The following is a 16555-nucleotide window of genomic DNA, read 5'->3' on the forward strand; positions in this document are numbered from 1 at the left end:
ACTGGTCAGTCATATCAAGTCGAACGCCCCGCCGCGACCCCGTAAACGCAAAACGGGCGCCCCGCTGGAGCGCCCGTCCGCTTGTCCGATGAGGACCGCCCGATCCAGGATCGAGCGGCCCGCACACGCCGTCAGTTCGCCAGCTTGCCGATGGCGAGGAACTGTGTCTCGCCCGACGAGTCCTTCACGCCGTCATTGTCGGTGACGATGAAGGCGTTGCCGTCGGCGTCGATGGCGAAGCTCTCCACCTTGTCCAGCACATAGCCGTGCGGGGCGGCGAGCAGCGGCAGCAGGTCCTTGACCTCGGTCTTGACCAGCACCGGCGCGGCCGCCTCGCTGCCGAGCGCCACCGGGGTGACACCCTTGAGCGAGACGAAGTTGAGCTTCTTCAACTTCGCGGCCGGCCCCACCTGGTTGTCGCGCTCGATGACGATCAGGCCGTCCTTGTAGGCGGTGATTTCCGAGAGCCCGACCCAGCCCTTGGCGGCCGTGTTGAGCGGGTAGCGCACATAAGACCAGCTCTTGGCCGCCGGCTTGTAGGCGAGCAGCTTGACGAAGCCCTTGGGATCGTCCTTCCACTCGCGCTGCACGGCGATCCACACTGTCTCGTCCGCCCCGGTGCCGGTGACGGTGACGCCCTCGAAACCGTAGCGGGTAGCCTGCGCCGCCACCGCTTCCGGCAGGGCGATCTCTTCCGCGATGGCGCCATCCGCGCCCACCCGCAGCAGAAGGTTCTGCGTCGGGTTTTCCTTCTTCTCCGGATTGCCTTCGGAAACCAGCCAGAAGCCGCCCTCGGGACGCACGGCGATGCCTTCGAGGTCGATGCCCTTGGCCGGCTTGCCGTCACGCGTCACAACCGTGGCGGCGGTGATCTTGGCCGGCAGCGCGGAGGCGTCGACGGTGAGAATGCGCGCCTGCGCATAGGCGCTGTCGGTCACCGCGTAGAGCTTGCCCGGCTGCGTGGCATCCGCCGCGAAGCCCGAGAGAGCGCCCCACCAGATCGGCAGCCCGTCCGGGCCGTTCTGCGCCTCGATGGTGGGATAGGCCGGCTTGGCGCCCGGCTGGCGCTCATACACCGTCACGACCGAGCCGATGCCGCCATCTTCCCGCAGGTCGGTCTCGCTGGCGGTGACGAACAGGTTGCGCGAAGGAATGGCGATCAGCCCTTCCGGCCCGATGCCGCCCGGCAGCACCTGCAGGAATTCCGGCGCCTCAGCGCCCCCCTTGTCGCGATAGACGAAGATGAGCGAGCCGCGCTCGGAGCCGAGGAACAGCAGGCGATCGTCGCCGAAGGTCGCGACCTCGGCGCCCTCCATCTCGATGCCCTTCTTGTTGCGGTGCTCGGGATAATGGCCGAGGCCGACCGCGATGTGCTCGGGCGCCGCGCCGGATTCGAACAGCAGCGCGCCTTTCTTGTCGAAGATGCTGAAGCCGCGCGAGCCGCCCTTCCAGTCGCCCTCATTGGCGATCACGAAGCGCTCGTCGTCGATCCATTGCACGGTGTCGGGCTCGCGGGGAACGCCCTTGGCCGAGCCGGAAAGGTCGATCACCGAGTCCTTCTTGGTATCGATGTGATCGAGATCCACCGTGCCGGCGGGGAAATGGTTCGTCACCTTGCCGGAGGCGAGGTCGACGATGACGATGTGGTTGTTTTCCTGCAGCGTGACGACGACCTCGTTGCGCGAATTGATGTCGAGATATTCCGGCTCCGGATCTTCCGGCGCGATCGTGGCGAGGCCGGTGAGATCGACGATCCTTTTAGAGGCGGCGTCGACCACGCCGTTCGTCACCTTGAAATAGGTGAGGTTGCCGGCGGGGGCCTGCGGCAGCGCGCCGTCATTGATCTCCTCGTCGCGCTCATTCTCGATCGCGATGGCGAGATAGCTGCCATCCGGGCTCTTGGTGATCGAATCCGGCTGTCCGCCCAAGTCATGCGTGGCCTCGACCTTGCGGCTGGCAATGTCGACCACCGCGAGATGGCCAGACGGGTTCGACTTCGATGGCGAGGTATTGACGCCGACATAGACCTTGTCGCCGATCACCACGCTGGTTGTGGGCTCGCCCTCCAGCGCCACCACGCCGGCGGGCTTGGGGGCCTTGGGATCGGTGATGTCGATGAAGCCGATGCGCTTGCCCGGGCTGTCGCTATAGATCAGCGTCTTGCCATCGCCGGTGAAGGTGATGATCTCGGCCGAGGTCGCCTTGGCCGCGTCGGCACCTGCCGGCAGGTTGTCGATCACGTTGAACGTGGCGATGCGGTTGAACGGCGCGGGCGCCGAGATGGGCGCCGGGCCGGCTGTCTGGGCCAGCGCGGCCGAGGCGGCGAGGCCGAACACCAGCGCCGAAACGCCGGCGAGAAGATAAGAGCGCATGGAAGGTTCCCCGTCCTGATGCGGGCGGGCGCCGCGGCGCAGCGCAGCGCGTCCCGCTGATGGCGCCTTTCAACGGCTTGCGAATGACAGGGCGATGACGGTTCAACTGCGAAACCGTGGGGAACGTGGCCAGCATTCGACTTTCGTACGGCCCGGTTGACGCTGAGGAAGTGAATTATCGCTTGCACTTGCCTCTTCGTCATCGTCTCCTTGGTTCATCGGGACAAGGCGCTCAAGCGCCGCCCGGCGGGCACGACCCGCGAGGAAACGCCACAGGAGGAACCGCCCATGACCGACATGTCGGGCAGGAACGCTGACGTGCGCCCGGACGCACGCACCAGTCGTCGCCGCTTCATCGCCACCGCCGCCGCCGCGGCCGGTGCCACCGCTCTCGCCGCTCCCGCCGTGCATGCACAGGCGCCGATCCGGCTGAAATTCCAGTCGACCTGGCCCAACAAGGACATTTTCCACGAATTCGCCGGCGATTATGTGAAGCGCGTCAACGCCATGACCGGCGGGCGCGTCGAGCTGGAACTGCTGCCGGCGGGCTCCGTCGTGCCGGCCTTCCAGATGCTCGACGCGGTATCCTCCGGCATCCTCGACGGCGGCCACGGCGTCGCCGCCTATTGGTACGGCAAGAACAAGGCCTTCTCGCTGTTCGGCACTGCGCCCGCCTTCGGCTGGGATGCCGACGAACTGCTGGGCTGGGTCCGCTATGGCGGTGGGCAGGCGCTGTATGACGACCTCGTGCAGAACACGCTCAAGCTGAACGTCGTCGGCATGCTGTCGGGCCCGATGCCGAGCCAGCCGCTGGGCTGGTTCAAGAAGGAAATCACCAGCGCCGCCGACATGAAGGGCATGAAATACCGCACCGTCGGCCTCGGCGCCGACCTGTTCAAGGAATTCGGCGCGGCGGTGACCATCGTTCCCGGCGGAGAGATCGTGCCCGCCATCGATCGCGGCCTGCTGGACGGGGCGGAGTTCAATAACCCCTCCTCCGACCTCGTGCTGGGCTTCCCGGACGTGGCCAAGGTCTACATGCTCGGCAGCTACCATCAGGCGCTCGAGTGCTTCGAGATCCTGTTCAACAAGACCAAGTTCGAGAGCCTGCCCAAGGACGTGCAGGAAATCCTGCGCGGCGCCTCCGATGCGACCTCCGCCACCATGATGTGGAAGGCGCAGGACCGCTATTCCAAGGACCTGGAGGCCATCAAGGCGCGCGGCGTGAAGGTGCTGCCGACACCCAAGCCCGTCCTGGAGGCGCAGCTGAAGGCCTGGGACGTGGTGATCGCCAATCTCTCGGCCGATCCGGTGTTCAAGAAGGTGGTCGACAGCCAGAAGGAATGGGCCAAGCGGATCGTGGGCTTCCGGCTGGAATATGAGCCGGATTCCAAGTTCGCCTACGACCACTTCTTCAAGACGGCCTGAGGTGGCAGCGGCGGGTGCGCCTGGCTGGGGTCCCTTGCATGAACTCCGGTTCTCCGGGAAGGCTCCAGCCGCCTCACTCGACCCGTTTTCGGCCCGCGGACCCGTATCCACGTCGCCTGAAAACGCGTCGGCGCACCCGGCCGGTCGCTCGCATCGCGCCCGACAGGGTGGTCATCGCCCTGCCGCCCCCGCGGCCGGAAACGCGCTGCGCTGAAGGTCGCGCCTCGGCACGCCTTCGGTCATCGGCCTCTCCGGCCGGCTTGCGCCCCGTGCGTGCCGACGCATGCGCGGGGAAGGTCGAGGAGGTTGGCCCGCAACGGACGCGTGCGGCCCACCGCGCGAGGCGACGGCGCCGCGCGGCACGATCCGCCTTCCGAAGGCCGGCTCTGCGACCGACCTAGCGCACCTGCCCAGCGCACCGACCCATCGCACCTGCCCTTGTGCGCCCACCCCTGTGCAACCGCCATCGCCCCGCCCTCCCCCCGAGGCCCTGCCATGCAATCCATCCTCCTCGGCGTCGACCGGCTGAACGCCTTCATCGGCAAGCTGTTTTCCTGGTGCATCGTCATCCTCATGCTGGCGATCTGCTACGAGGTGTTCCGCCGTTACGTGCTGCGCGATCCCACGACCTGGGCCTACGACGTCAGCCTGATGCTCTACGGCACGCTGTTCATGATGGCGGGCGCCTACACGCTCTCGCGCAACGGCCATGTGCGCGGCGATTTCCTCTACCGAAAATGGCGGCCGACGACGCAGGCCCGCACCGATCTGGTGCTCTATTTCCTGTTCTATTTTCCCGGCATCCTGGCGCTGATCTATGCCGGCTGGGGCTATTTTCAGCTGTCCTACATGCTCAACGAGCATTCCTCCTTCAGCCCGGACGGGCCGGTGATCTGGCCGTTCAAGGCCATCATCCCGTTTGTCGGGGTGATGATGCTGCTGCAGGGTGTGGTGGAGGTGGTGCGCTGCCTCATCTGCATCCGCGATGGCGACTGGCCCCAGCGGCTGCACGATGTGGAGGAGATGGAGAAAATCATCCTCGACGAGGCCGCCGCCAAGGCCGAGCAGCAGTCCCGGCAGGAGGCAACCCTCACCGCCATCGAGCGGGATGCCACCACAAGGGGGTCGCTGTGATGTTCATCTCCGATCCCGCCCTCGGCATCGTGATGCTGGTGCTGTTCCTCATCTTCCTGATGCTCGGCTTCCCCATCGCCTTCACGCTCATGGCGCTGGGCGTCGGCTTTGGCTATTTCACGCAAGGCGACAGCATCTTCAACCTGTTCGTCCAGCGCACCTATTCGGTGATGGCGAATGACGTGCTGATCTCGATCCCGCTCTTCCTGTTCATGGGCTACGTGATCGAGCGCGCCAATATTCTCGACCGGCTGTTCCGCGCCATCCAGCTCGCCGCCGGCTGGATCCCCGGCTCGCTCGCGGTGGCGACGCTGATCACCTGCGCGCTGTTCGCCACCGCCACTGGCATTGTCGGCGCCGTGGTGACGCTGATGGGGCTGCTCGCCTTCCCCGCCATGCTGCGCGCCGGCTACGACACCAAGATCGCCTCGGGCGTGGTCTGCGCCGGCGGGTGCCTGGGCATCCTCATCCCGCCGAGCGTGATGCTCATCCTCTACGGCGCCACGGCCGGCGTCTCGGTGGTGAAGCTCTACGCCGCCGCCTTCATTCCCGGCATCGCGCTGGCGGGCATGTACATGCTGTATGTGATCATCCGCGTGATCATCAATCCGGCGCTGGCGCCCAAGCTGCCGGCGGAGGAGCGCAACGTGCCGGCCGGCGAGATCGCGCTGGCGCTGCTCACCTCGTTCCTGCCGCTGGTCGCGCTGATCGTCTCGGTGCTGGGTTGCATCATCTTCGGCCTCGCGACCCCCTCGGAAGCCGCCGCCATCGGCGCGATGGGCGCCATCCTGCTGGCACTCGCCTACCGCACCTTCAGCGTCGAGAAGCTGAAGGATTCCGTGTTCCTCACCGCCCGTGCCTCCGCCATGGTGTGCTGGCTGTTCGTGGGTTCGGCGGTGTTCTCCGCCGTTTTCGCCCTGCTCGGCGGCCAGCGCGTGGTGGAAGAGTTCATCATGTCGCTGGATCTGGGGCCGGTCGGCTTCCTGATCCTCACGCAGATCATCATCTTCGTGCTCGGCTGGCCGCTGGAATGGACGGAGATCATCGTCATCTTCCTGCCGATCTTCCTGCCGCTGCTCGACCATTTCGGCATCGACCCGATCTTCTTCGGCGTGCTGGTGGCGCTGAACCTGCAGACCTCGTTCCTCTCGCCGCCCGTGGCCATGGCGCCGTTCTACCTGAAGGGCGTGGCGCCCAAGCATGTCTCGATCGACGAGATCTTCTCCGGCGTGATGCCCTTCATCCTCATCGTCGTCTTCGCGATGGCGCTGCTCTACATCTTCCCGGGCTTTGCCCTGTGGCTGCCGAACTACCTTTATGGCGGCTGAGCCGGGCCGGCTCATGGGCTACTTAACGAAACGGGTCCTTGCGGACCCGTTTCAGTTTGCCGGCTCTTGATGGTCGCCTCAGGCGGAGGCGGGCAGACCCTTGGGGTCGCCGGGCGCGGTCTTCCAGCCGAGCGTGGGAAAGCGCACCACGCGGCGGCCGCGGAAATCCGCCTCGCACACGAGATGGCCGCGCTCTTCCATATAGGTCAGCAGCCAGCGCCCGCGCGAGGGCGAGCGGCTGCCATAGGCGCGCGCCAGCGCCTCGTCGGCCGGCGAAGGCGCGCCGTCCATGCCGGCGCGGGCCAGCAGCAGGAACACGCCCTGCATCTCCTCGGGCAGGCCGGCCGCCTGCGCCACCGCGCGCTGCCAGTCCTCATCCTCGGCCCGCGCATCCAGTCCGGCGCGGGCGATGGCCAGCCGGCGGGTGAACTCGGCAAGGTCCGGCACCCGGGAGCCGACCCGCCGCACGCGACAATGCACGAGGAAATCGGGGTAGAGCGCCGCCGCCGAGCGGAACGGCGCCTCCGGATCGGCCACGAACTGGCGCACGATCTCGGCGACCAGCGCCTCGCGCTCGGCATCGAACGCGGCCGCCACGGCAGGATCCACCGGCGCGGGCACGGGCGCGGGCGCCACTTCCAGCGTCTCCAGAATCTCCTCGGTGGCGCGCCGCTCCACCGGGCGCGCCGGTTGGGGCGGTGGCTCGGTGGCGAGATCGTCGAAGATCAGGTCCTGGATCTGGGCCGTGCCCAGTTCCGGCGGGGGCATCAGCTCGGGCCGGCCGTTGCGGCTGGCGGTCTCCACATGGCCGATCTTCACCGGCAGCGGGCGACGCGACAAAGCCGGGCCCAGTGCCACGAAGGACCCGGTATTGAGATCGCGGAAGCTCTCCGCCTGCCGCTTGTCCATGCCGAGCAGATCGGCGGCGCGCGCCATGTCGATATCGAGGAAGGTGCGGCCCATCAGGAAGTTGGAGGCTTCCGCCGCCACGTTCTTGGCCAGCTTGGCGAGGCGCTGGGTGGCGATGACGCCGGCCAGCCCGCGCTTGCGGCCGCGGCACATGAGGTTGGTCATGGCCGAGAGCGAGACGCGGCGCGCCTCGTCGGAAATCTCGCTGGCGCCGGACGGGGCGAAAAGCTGCGCCTCGTCGACGATCACCAGCATCGGATACCAGTGCTCGCGGTCGGCATCGAACAGGCCGCTCAGGAACGCCGCCGCCGAGCGCATCTGCGCATCGGCATCCAGCCCTTCGAGATTGAACACGACGGAGGCCCGGTGGCGGCGAATGCGCGCGGCGATGCGCTGGATTTCGCCGACCGTGCGCTCGGCATCGATCACCACATGGCCGAAGCGCTCGCCGAAGCCGACAAAGTCGCCTTCCGGGTCGATGATCGCCTGCTGTACATGGCCGGCGCTCTGCTCCAGCAGGCGGCGCAGCAGATGCGACTTGCCGGAGCCGGAATTGCCCTGCACGAGGAGGCGCGTGGAAAGAAGCTCCTCCAGATCGAGCCGCACCGGCTGGCCGGCCGTGCTGGTCCCGAGCTCGATACCGATCTTCATTCCGTTCCCGCGATCCTTCATTGTGAGCCCCTGCCTAGCACGCGCGCGCGACCCGCTTCAGGGACTTGACGGAGGAACTCCACAGATTCGGCGGGCGGCGGCAAGCGCGCACCGCCATCCCGGGCGAATGCCAAGCCGAAGCGGCGATAGGACGGCGGGATCAATCCCCGATCGACCCTCGGCCGCGCGGGATGACGAGAACCCTCGACGCCCCCCTGCTCCTGTGCCACACCTCCCTCATGTCCGCGCCTCTCTTCACCATCGGCTATGAACAGGTCGCCTCCGGCGCCGTGCTCGACACATTGCGCACGGCCGGCGTCGAATTGCTGGTGGATGTGCGAGCCGTTGCCGCCTCGCGCCGCGCGGGATTCTCCAAGAGCCAGCTGGCCGCCGGCGTCGCGGGGCTCGATATCGGCTACCTGCATTTGCGCGGCCTCGGCACGCCGGCGGAGGGGCGCCAGGCGGCCCGCACCGGCCATTATGGCGAGCTGCGCCGCATCTACGATCTCCACCTCGCCACGCCCACCGCGCGCGAGCAACTGGACGAACTCACCACGCTGGTGAAGGCCGGCCGGCGGGTGTGCCTGTTGTGCTATGAGCGCCATCCCGAGCATTGCCACCGCCAGATGATCGCCGATCTCGTGTGCGAGCGCGTGGGCATGCCGGTCGAGCACCTGTTCGCGCCGCCGGTCTGACGCCGCGCCCTGTCTGCGACAACACGCCGCACAACGACACCTCACTCAAGGGCAGGCCTCAATCTTCGGTTGATTGAGCACAACCGCCGCCAAGTGCTCGGATCGGTTGCACGCAGACACCTTTTCCACCTACCAGATTGCTGAGCGCCGATGCCCGGTTCGCCGACGTCGTGCCGTGCGTGCACCTTTGCGCGCGCCTTCGGGCCGCGCGCCGGCACGTATCTTCCGCTGCCCCGCGCCCGGGACCTTCGGCGCGCCGGTGCTGTCGCGGGCGCGTGGACGACCCGCCTGCTGGCGGCCCTGCTCGCCGCCGGCCTCGTGTTCCCCGCCGAGGCGCAGGAGGGGGCTCAGGAAGCGGCAGAATTCTCGCTGCGCAACCGGCTCTATTTCTTCACGGGCATCGATATCGCCCGCGACAATGCCTATGGCTGGGGCGGCGCGGCATGGGCGCCGTTTGCCGCCATGGACCAGGAGGGGCTGCGCCTGCGCGCGCAGATCGGCGGCGGGCAATATAGCTACCGCACCGATGCCGTGCCCGGCGGCTGGAACCATGTGACCAAGCAGGAGGGCGAGGTGCTGGCCGGCTGGCAGTGGCTGCGCGGGCCGCACGCGCTCGCCCTCTACGTCGGCGCCAACGTGATCGACAACCGGCTCGACCTGCCCGACCCGAGCAACCCCGATCAGGGCGTCGCGGTCGGCGCCAAGTTCACCGCCGAATGGTTCTACCGCCTTGATGAGAACTGGACCTTCTCCGCGGCGCTATCCGGCTCCACCGCCGACGGCACCGGCCATGCCCGCGCCACCGCCGCGCGCCGTATGAACGCGTGGTGCGAACTGGGCATGGAGGCCGGCGCCTCCACCGACTGGCTGTCGCAGGATGCGCGCGGCGGCCTGTTCATCGCCACCAATTCCCTGCCCGGCTGGCAGCTGCGCGCGGCCGGCGGCTGGCGCTGGAGCAGCGACAGCGATGACAGTCCCTACGCCACGCTGTCGCTCTTCATGCCCTATTGACCGCCGCGCGCGTCAGGCATCCTCGGCCTTCATCGCCTCCAGCGCGGCGCTCGCGTCCACATCCGCGCGAGCGGCGATGGCGTGGATTTCCAGCGCCTCCAGTTCCTCGCGCGTATCGATGTCGAGAAAAGCGCCCTCCCCCTCCACCGGCAGCTCGACCACCGCCTCGGCATGGGCGGCGATGAGATGACGCGCGCCGACATCGCCGGTCAGCGCCATCAGCTCGGCAAACAGAGGACGGGCCCAGGCAACCGGGTTGCCCCGCCGCCCCGCCGCCACCGGCACGGCGATCAGCTGGCCGGATGCCGGATCGATGGCACGGATGAGCGCGTCGACCAGCGTGGGACCGACGCTCGGCATGTCGCCGAGCAGCACCGCCGCCGCCTCGGTCTCCTCCGGCAGCGCGGCGAGGCCGGTGCGCAGCGAGGTGGACAGCCCCCCGGCAAAATCGGGATTATGGGCGAAGACGACGTCGAGCCCCTCCAACGCCGCGCGCACCTTCTCCGCCTCATGGCCGGTGACGACGATGACCGGGCGCGCCGCCGAGCCGAGCGCCGCCTGCACCGCGCGGCGCACCAGCGGCTCGCCGTCCAGCGGCGCGGAAAGCTTGTGCGCGTGCGGCATCCGCGTGCCGCGCCCCGCCGCCAGCACGATGGCCGCGCGCGGGCCGTGTGCGGCGCCCGGCATCGGCGCCGGGGCGATCTCACGCGGCTGCGGCCGTGTCGGTATTTCCATCAGCAATCCTCCCACCCCCATCGCGGTGATGTCGGCGCGCGAGACGGCAAGGCCCGCCAGCAGCCGGTGCAGCACCCAGTCGAAGCCGTTCTCCTTCGGACTGCGCGCGCAGCCGGGCGCGCCCAGCACCGGCACGCCACCAACGCGCCCGACCAGCAGAAGGTTGCCCGGATCCACCGGCATGCCGAGATGCTCGATCGCCCCGCCCGCCGCCTCGATGGCGGCAGGAATCACATCGCGGCGATCGGCGATGGCCGAGGCACCGAACACCAGCACGAGTTCGGCGCCGCCGGCCACGGCGTCCGCGAGCGCGGCGGCGAGCGCCGCTTCCGCATGCGGCACCCGCCATTCGCGGGCGATGGTCGCGCCGGTCGGCGCGAGGCGAGCCTGGGTGACGCGCAGCGTCTTGGCGATCACCTTGTCCGCCAGCCCCGGGAGCAGCGTGGAAATGACCGCGACCCGCCTCAGCTTATAGGGCGCCACCTCCACCAGCGGGCGGAACAGCCGGCCAACGGCAGTCATCGCCTCGCCCGGCACGGCGAAGGGAATGATCTTCACCGTCGCCACCATTTCGCCCAAAGCCACCGCCCGGAAGGGCGGCAGCGTCGCCAGGGTCACGGCCTCGCTGATCTCGTTGAGCGCGTCGACGCCGGCCCGGTCGACCAGCAGCACGCCCGCGGCTTGCGCCCGCAGGTTGACCCGGCCGGTGAAGGGAGCATCCGCCTCCGCCTGCGGCCCGGCAATGGCCGCCGCGACGGCGGCCGCGGCCGCGTCCTCGCCCACATCCCCCGGCTCCAGCCGCGCCGCGACGATCTCCGTGATACCCGCCTGCGCCAGCCGGGCGATCAGCGGCGCATCCAGCACCATGCCCTTGCGCAGGTCGACGCCCGGCAGGCGCAGAGAATGCACCGCGACCGCGCCCTCGACCTCCTCAAGCGGAACGGTACCGAACTTCACGCCGCGCGCTCCCGCGCCGGTGCGCGGCGTCGCAGGTCCGCGATCACCTCGCCCAGAATGGAGACGGCGATTTCCGCCGGGCTCACCGCGCCGATATCGAGCCCGATCGGCGCATGGATGCGCGCCAGCGCCTCGCGCGCCAGCCCCTGTGCCGCAAGCCTCTCCAGCCGCGCGGCATGTGTCTTCCGCGAGCCCAGCGCGCCGACATAGAAGCACTCGCGCGCCAGCGCCTCGACCAGTGCCGGATCGTCGATCTTCGAGTCATGGGTCAGCGCGGCAAAGGCGGTGAAGGCATCGAGCCGCAGTTCCGGCAGCACCACGTCTGGCCACTCCGCGCGTAGGTCGATCGCGGGGAAGCGCTCGGGCGTCGCGAAGGCGGTGCGCGGATCGATGATGATCACCGTGAAGCCGGCGCTCGCCGCCATCGGCGCCAGCGCCTGCGAGATATGCACCGCGCCGGTGATGACCAGCCGGGGCGAGGGCACCTGCACGGTGAGGAAGAGGCGCTCGTTGCCCGCTTCCACCAGCCGGCTGCGGCCGGTGCGCAGCGCTTCCGTGAGCGGCTCGGCCAAGGGATCGCCGGCGATCTCGGCTGGGCGGACCACGCGCTGGCGCCCGCTGCCGAGCTCGGTGACGAGAAGCGTGGGCCGGCGGGCGGCGCGCTCGGCGTTGAGCGCTTCAAGAACCGCGAGTTTCATCAGTCCACCTTCTCGACATAGACGGCGATGCGCCCGCCACAGGACAGCCCGACCTGCCAGGCGGTGGCGTCGGCCACGCCGAATTCGAGCAGGCGCGGCGCGCCCTGCGCGATTACCTCGGCGGCTTCCGCGACGACCGCGCCCTCCACGCAGCCCCCCGATACCGAGCCGAGGAAATTGCCCTCCCCGTCAATGGCCAAATGGCTGCCGACCGGGCGCGGCGCCGAACCCCAGGTCTCGACCACGGTGGCGAGCGCCACGGCCCGCCCCTCGCGCCGCCAGCGGGCCGCGGCTTCCAGAACGTCTTCCTCGCGCGCGAACATGCCGTTCTCCCGATAGGTACCGTCATCTTTATCGCAGAGCAGCACGCCCGCGCTTGCCGATAAAGCACGAAGCGATCAAAAAGCCGCGCATGACATTGCCCGCAACCGCTCCCGCCCCCTCTCCGCCGGCCGCGACCCTGCCGCGCACGCTGCGCCGCCTCGACGAACTGACCGAGGCCGGCCTGCTGCCCGCGCCGGCGGATCGCCCGGGTGCGCTCGATGCCGTCGCCGCGCGCTATGCCGTGGCGGTGACGCCGGTTCTCGCCGGCCTCATCGACCCGGCCGACCGCGCCGACCCCATCGCCCACCAGTTCCTGCCCGATGCGCGCGAGCTGGAGACGCGGCCGCAGGAGCTGGCCGACCCGATCGGCGACAGCGCGCACAGCCCGGTGCCCGGCATCGTCCACCGCTATCCCGACCGGGTATTGCTGAAGCTGGTCGGCGTCTGCGCCGTCTATTGCCGCTTCTGCTTCCGCCGCGAGATGGTCGGCCCCGGAGCCGAAAGCAGCCTGTCGGACGCGGCGCTGGACGGCGCGCTGGCCTATGTCGCGGGCCATCCCGAGATCTGGGAAGTGGTCGTCACCGGCGGCGATCCGCTGGTCGCCGCGCCGCGCCGGCTTGCCGAGCTGATGGCGCGGCTCGCGGCCATCCGCCATGTGAAGATCGTGCGCTTCCACACGCGCGTGCCGGTCGCCGCGCCCGAGCGCATTACCCCCGCGCTGGTGGAGGCGCTGCGCGTGGCGGGGCTCACCACCTATGTCGCCGTGCATGCCAATCATGAACGCGAGCTGGGGCCGCAAGCGCGCGCCGCGCTGGCCCGGCTGGCCGATGCGGGGATCGCGCTGGTGGGCCAGAGCGTGCTGCTGGCCGGCATCAATGACGAGGCAGAAACACTCGCCGCGCTGTTCCGCGCGCTGGTGGAGTGCCGGGTGAAGCCCTATTACCTGCATCATCCGGACCTTGCGCCCGGCACCGCGCATTTCCGCCTGCCGCTGTCGCGCGGGCAGGAGCTGATGCAGGCGCTGCGCGGGCGCGTCTCCGGCCTCGCTTTGCCGACCTATGTGCTCGACATTCCCGGCGGCTACGGCAAGGTGCCAGTCGGCCCCGGCTATCTCGAACCAACGCCCGAGGGCTGGCGCGTCACCGATTATTGCGGCGGCGTGCATGCCTATGCCGAGGGCGTGGACGCCCCGGATGTCGGCGCGTGAGGCCGCCAGAGCGCGTGGACGTGGTCGTGCTCGGCGCCGGCGCGGCCGGCATGATGTGCGCCTGGGAGGCCGGCAAGCGCGGGCGTAGCGTGATCGTCATCGATCACGCCCGCGCGCCGGGCGAGAAGATCCGCATTTCCGGTGGCGGGCGGTGCAACTTCACCCATCTCGACTCCGCGCCGCGCACCTATCTCTCCGCCAATCCCGGTTTCGCCATCTCGGCGCTCAAGCGCTACACGCCGCAGGATTTCGTCCGTCGGGTCGACCAGCACGGCATCGCCTGGCACGAGAAGACGCGCGGCCAGTTGTTCTGCGACGGCTCGGCGCGGCAGATCGTCGACATGCTGACACGCGGCCTCGCGGATGCCGGCGCCGAGCTGCGCCTCGCCACCACCGTCACCGACATCGAACGCAGCGCCGACGGCTTCACGCTGGCCACCTCGACGGGCCCGCTCGCCTGCCGCGCGCTGGTCGTGGCGACGGGGGGCAAGTCGATCCCCAAGATGGGGGCCACGGGTCTGGGCTATGAGCTGGCCGCGCGCTTCGGGCTCAACGTGCTACCGACCCGGCCGGGGCTGGTGCCGCTGACGCTGGATCCTTTGCAGCTGGAGCGGCTCGCCCCGCTCGCCGGCGTGGCGGTGGAGGCACGCGTGCGCCACGGCAAGACGCGCTTCGAGGATGGGCTGCTCTTCACCCATCGCGGCCTCAGCGGGCCGGCCATCCTGCAGATATCGTCCTACTGGCGCGAGGGCGAGGAGATCGAGATCGCGCTGGCGCCGGCCACCGACGTTTTCGCCCGGCTGCGCGAGGCGCGCGCCCGCCACGGACGGCAGGCCGCGTCCAGCGTGCTCGCCGAGTTCCTGCCCAAGCGGCTGGCCCAGCGGATCGGCGAGCAGGAAACCGGGGCGAAGAACCTCGCCGACCTCCCGGACACGCTGCTGCGCGCCATCGAGGCGGCGGTGAACGGCTGGCGCCTGAAGCCCACGGCCTCCGAGGGCTACCGCACCGCCGAGGTGACGCTGGGCGGCGTCGACACGGCCGGGCTCGATTCGCGCAGCATGCAGGCGCGACATGTGCCGAGCCTCTATTTCATCGGCGAGGTGGTGGATGTCACCGGCTGGCTCGGCGGCTATAATTTCCAGTGGGCATGGTCCTCCGGCTGGGTAGCCGGGCAGAGCGTCTAGGGCGCTTTCGGACGGCGAACCCGCAGGGGCGCGCGGGGAACCGCCGGCTAGACGGTCAGGAAGCTTCGGCCGAGATAAGCCAGCTTGGCACGGTCCGCGCCCAGCGTGACCGCTTCCACCCGCCCCACCAGCACGTCATGCGTGGCGATGGTGCGCACTTCGACCAGCCGGCACTCGAACGCGGCGATGGCATCGCGCAGGCACGGAACGCCGAGCCGGCCCTCGTGCCAGGTGCCCGTGGCGAACCGCTCCTCGCCGGACATGCCGCCCGCCCCGCCGCCCTTGCCGCCGAACACCTGCGCCACCGCCTGCTGCTCGCCGGCGAGCATGTTGACGGCGAAGACGCCCGCCTGGCGGAAGGCCGGGGCGGAATGGATACGCCGGTTGAGGCAGACCAGCAGGGTCGGCGGGCTGTCCGAGACCGAGGCAACCGCCGTGGCGGTGAAACCGGCGCGCCCGCTCGCGCCGCGCGTGGTGACGACATGGACGGCCGCCACCAGCCGGCTCATCGCCTCGCGATAGAGCCCCGCCTCGACCGCTCCGCCAGCGCCGTGCACTGCCGCATGCTCGGCGTCCTGCCGCGTCGTCTCGTCCACCTCTGCCTCCCTTTGCCGGCCCGGCTCCCTGAGGTTGGCGGGCGGCTTCCTGTGCATAACTCCCCGGCGGCGACTTGGGAAACCGGCGACTTCGGAAACCACGCACCCGCGCCTGCGGCGACCCGGACAATGCGTCAAAAAAGTGAAGGTGGGATGCAGATTCGGTGACGTGGTAGCCATCCAGCAAAATATTGAAGAACAAGGATATTTTGTGTTTTAGTATTATAATACCCATACATCAGCCGTTTCGATCGATTGCATTTCGTCTTTCGATCGAATTGTATCGGAGCGCGACGCGCGCTATGAGAGATGTGCGCCTACGTGACAGGCACGATCACAATATGTGCAATCCAGCCGCACGACGCGACTTCCAAGACCGGTTGAGGGGAACCGTAACCTAAAATGGATGTATTCATTCAGCAGCTCATCAACGGGCTGACGCTCGGTTCGATCTATGGCTTGATCGCGATCGGCTACACCATGGTGTTCGGCATCATCGGCATGGTGAACTTCGCCCATGGCGACGTGTTCATGGTGTCGAGCTTCATCGCGCTGATCTGCTTCCTGCTGGTCACGACGGTGCTGGGCATCACCTCGATCTTCCTCGCGCTGGCCATCGTGCTGGTGGTGGCGATGTTCTTCACCTCGCTCACCAACTGGGCCATCGAGCGGGTCGCCTATCGCCCGCTGCGCGGCTCGTTCCGCCTCGCGCCGATGATCTCGGCGATCGGCATGTCGATCTTCCTCGCCAATTTCGTCCAGGTCTCGCAGGGCCCGCGCAACAAGCCGGTTCCCCCGATGGTGACGGACGTGATCGTGCTGATGGACAATAACGGCTATCAGGTCACGCTGGCCTGGAAGCAGGTCATCATCATGGCGGTCACGGCCGTGCTGCTGATGGGCTTCTGGTATCTGGTGCAGAAGACCTCGCTCGGCCGGGCCCAGCGCGCCGTCGAACAGGACCGCAAGATGGCGGCGCTGCTCGGCATCAATGTCGACCACACCATCTCGCTTACCTTCGTCATCGGCGCCGCTCTCGCCGCCGTCGCTGGCGTCATGTACCTGATGTATTATGGCGTGGCCCATTTCGCCGACGGTTTCGTGCCCGGCGTGAAGGCCTTTACGGCGGCTGTTCTTGGCGGCATCGGCTCGCTGCCGGGCGCCGTTCTCGGCGGGCTGCTGATCGGCCTGATCGAGGTGTTCTGGTCGGCCTATTTCTCCATCGAGTACAAGGACGTCGCGGCCTTCTCGATCCTCGCCATCACCCTGATCTTCATGCCGCAGGGCCTGCTCGGCCGGCCGGAAGTCGAGAAGGTCTGAGGTCAA

Annotated in this window: 14 protein-coding genes; 8 read left to right on the plus strand and 6 right to left on the minus strand. The window is 68.6% G+C overall.

The window, feature by feature from the left end; genetic code table 11:
• Positions 1–131 precede the first annotated feature (131 nt).
• Positions 132–2372 carry an esterase-like activity of phytase family protein gene (locus FHS55_RS10095; protein WP_183189590.1) on the minus strand — a complete coding sequence of 747 codons (2241 nt, stop codon included), beginning with the start codon at positions 2370–2372 and terminating at the stop codon, positions 132–134.
• 288 nt (positions 2373–2660) lie between these two features.
• On the opposite strand from FHS55_RS10095, the gene FHS55_RS10100 reads away from it, so the two are divergent.
• The 3 genes from FHS55_RS10100 (at position 2661) to FHS55_RS10110 (ending at position 6262) form a co-directional block, all read left to right on the plus strand.
• Positions 2661–3800 (plus strand): TRAP transporter substrate-binding protein, encoded by a 1140-nt coding sequence (locus FHS55_RS10100; protein ID WP_183189591.1) that lies wholly within the window; start codon positions 2661–2663, stop codon positions 3798–3800.
• 495 nt (positions 3801–4295) lie between these two features.
• Positions 4296–4934: a TRAP transporter small permease subunit gene (locus tag FHS55_RS10105; protein WP_183189592.1), complete on the plus strand. Its 639-nt coding sequence runs from the start codon at positions 4296–4298 to the stop codon at positions 4932–4934.
• On the plus strand, positions 4934–6262 hold the full coding sequence (locus FHS55_RS10110) for a TRAP transporter large permease (protein WP_183189593.1): 1329 nt from the start codon (positions 4934–4936) through the stop codon (positions 6260–6262). Before FHS55_RS10105 ends, FHS55_RS10110 begins: the two co-directional genes overlap by 1 nt.
• Positions 6263–6340: 78 nt before the next feature.
• Here the strand turns inward: FHS55_RS10110 and FHS55_RS10115 are convergent, their stop codons facing one another.
• The gene (locus FHS55_RS10115) at positions 6341–7822 is read right to left on the minus strand and encodes a helicase HerA domain-containing protein (protein ID WP_183189594.1); all 1482 of its coding nucleotides are present in this window, start codon (positions 7820–7822) and stop codon (positions 6341–6343) included.
• A 239-nt stretch (positions 7823–8061) separates the two neighbouring features.
• Between FHS55_RS10115 and FHS55_RS10120 the strand changes: the two genes are divergently transcribed.
• A complete protein-coding gene (locus FHS55_RS10120) occupies positions 8062–8517 on the plus strand; it encodes a DUF488 domain-containing protein (protein ID WP_183189595.1) in 456 nt (151 codons plus the stop codon).
• A 150-nt stretch (positions 8518–8667) separates the two neighbouring features.
• Positions 8668–9528 (plus strand): cellulose biosynthesis protein BcsS, encoded by an 861-nt coding sequence (gene bcsS, locus FHS55_RS10125; RefSeq protein ID WP_183189596.1) that lies wholly within the window; start codon positions 8668–8670, stop codon positions 9526–9528.
• A 12-nt stretch (positions 9529–9540) separates the two neighbouring features.
• Here bcsS and FHS55_RS10130 read toward each other — a convergent pair whose 3' ends face one another.
• From FHS55_RS10130 to FHS55_RS10140, 3 genes are read right to left on the minus strand one after another with little or no spacing between them, the layout of a single operon-like run.
• Positions 9541–11220, minus strand: coding sequence for an NTP transferase domain-containing protein (locus FHS55_RS10130; RefSeq protein WP_343056107.1), 1680 nt, complete (start codon positions 11218–11220; stop codon positions 9541–9543).
• Entirely contained in the window at positions 11217–11918 is a 702-nt protein-coding gene (locus tag FHS55_RS10135) for an XdhC family protein (protein ID WP_183189597.1), read from the minus strand. Before FHS55_RS10135 ends, FHS55_RS10130 begins: the two co-directional genes overlap by 4 nt.
• Positions 11918–12241 carry an XdhC family protein gene (locus tag FHS55_RS10140; protein WP_183189598.1) on the minus strand — a complete coding sequence of 108 codons (324 nt, stop codon included), beginning with the start codon at positions 12239–12241 and terminating at the stop codon, positions 11918–11920. The genes FHS55_RS10135 and FHS55_RS10140 overlap by 1 nt, the downstream gene beginning before the upstream one ends.
• Before the next feature lie 89 nt (positions 12242–12330).
• Here FHS55_RS10140 and FHS55_RS10145 point away from each other — a divergent pair, with 89 nt between their 5' ends.
• A complete protein-coding gene (locus tag FHS55_RS10145; protein ID WP_183189599.1) occupies positions 12331–13449 on the plus strand; it encodes a lysine-2,3-aminomutase-like protein in 1119 nt (372 codons plus the stop codon).
• Positions 13446–14633 carry a BaiN/RdsA family NAD(P)/FAD-dependent oxidoreductase gene (locus FHS55_RS10150; protein WP_343056109.1) on the plus strand — a complete coding sequence of 396 codons (1188 nt, stop codon included), beginning with the start codon at positions 13446–13448 and terminating at the stop codon, positions 14631–14633. Before FHS55_RS10145 ends, FHS55_RS10150 begins: the two co-directional genes overlap by 4 nt.
• Positions 14634–14680: 47 nt before the next feature.
• Here FHS55_RS10150 and FHS55_RS10155 read toward each other — a convergent pair whose 3' ends face one another.
• A complete protein-coding gene (locus FHS55_RS10155; protein ID WP_343056110.1) occupies positions 14681–15229 on the minus strand; it encodes a flavin reductase in 549 nt (182 codons plus the stop codon).
• A 402-nt stretch (positions 15230–15631) separates the two neighbouring features.
• On the opposite strand from FHS55_RS10155, the gene FHS55_RS10160 reads away from it, so the two are divergent.
• Positions 15632–16549 (plus strand): ABC transporter permease subunit, encoded by a 918-nt coding sequence (locus FHS55_RS10160; protein ID WP_183189601.1) that lies wholly within the window; start codon positions 15632–15634, stop codon positions 16547–16549.
• Positions 16550–16555: the final 6 nt, after the last annotated feature.

The organism is Ancylobacter tetraedralis (genome assembly GCF_014195655.1).
Lineage (GTDB): Bacteria > Pseudomonadota > Alphaproteobacteria > Rhizobiales > Xanthobacteraceae > Ancylobacter > Ancylobacter tetraedralis.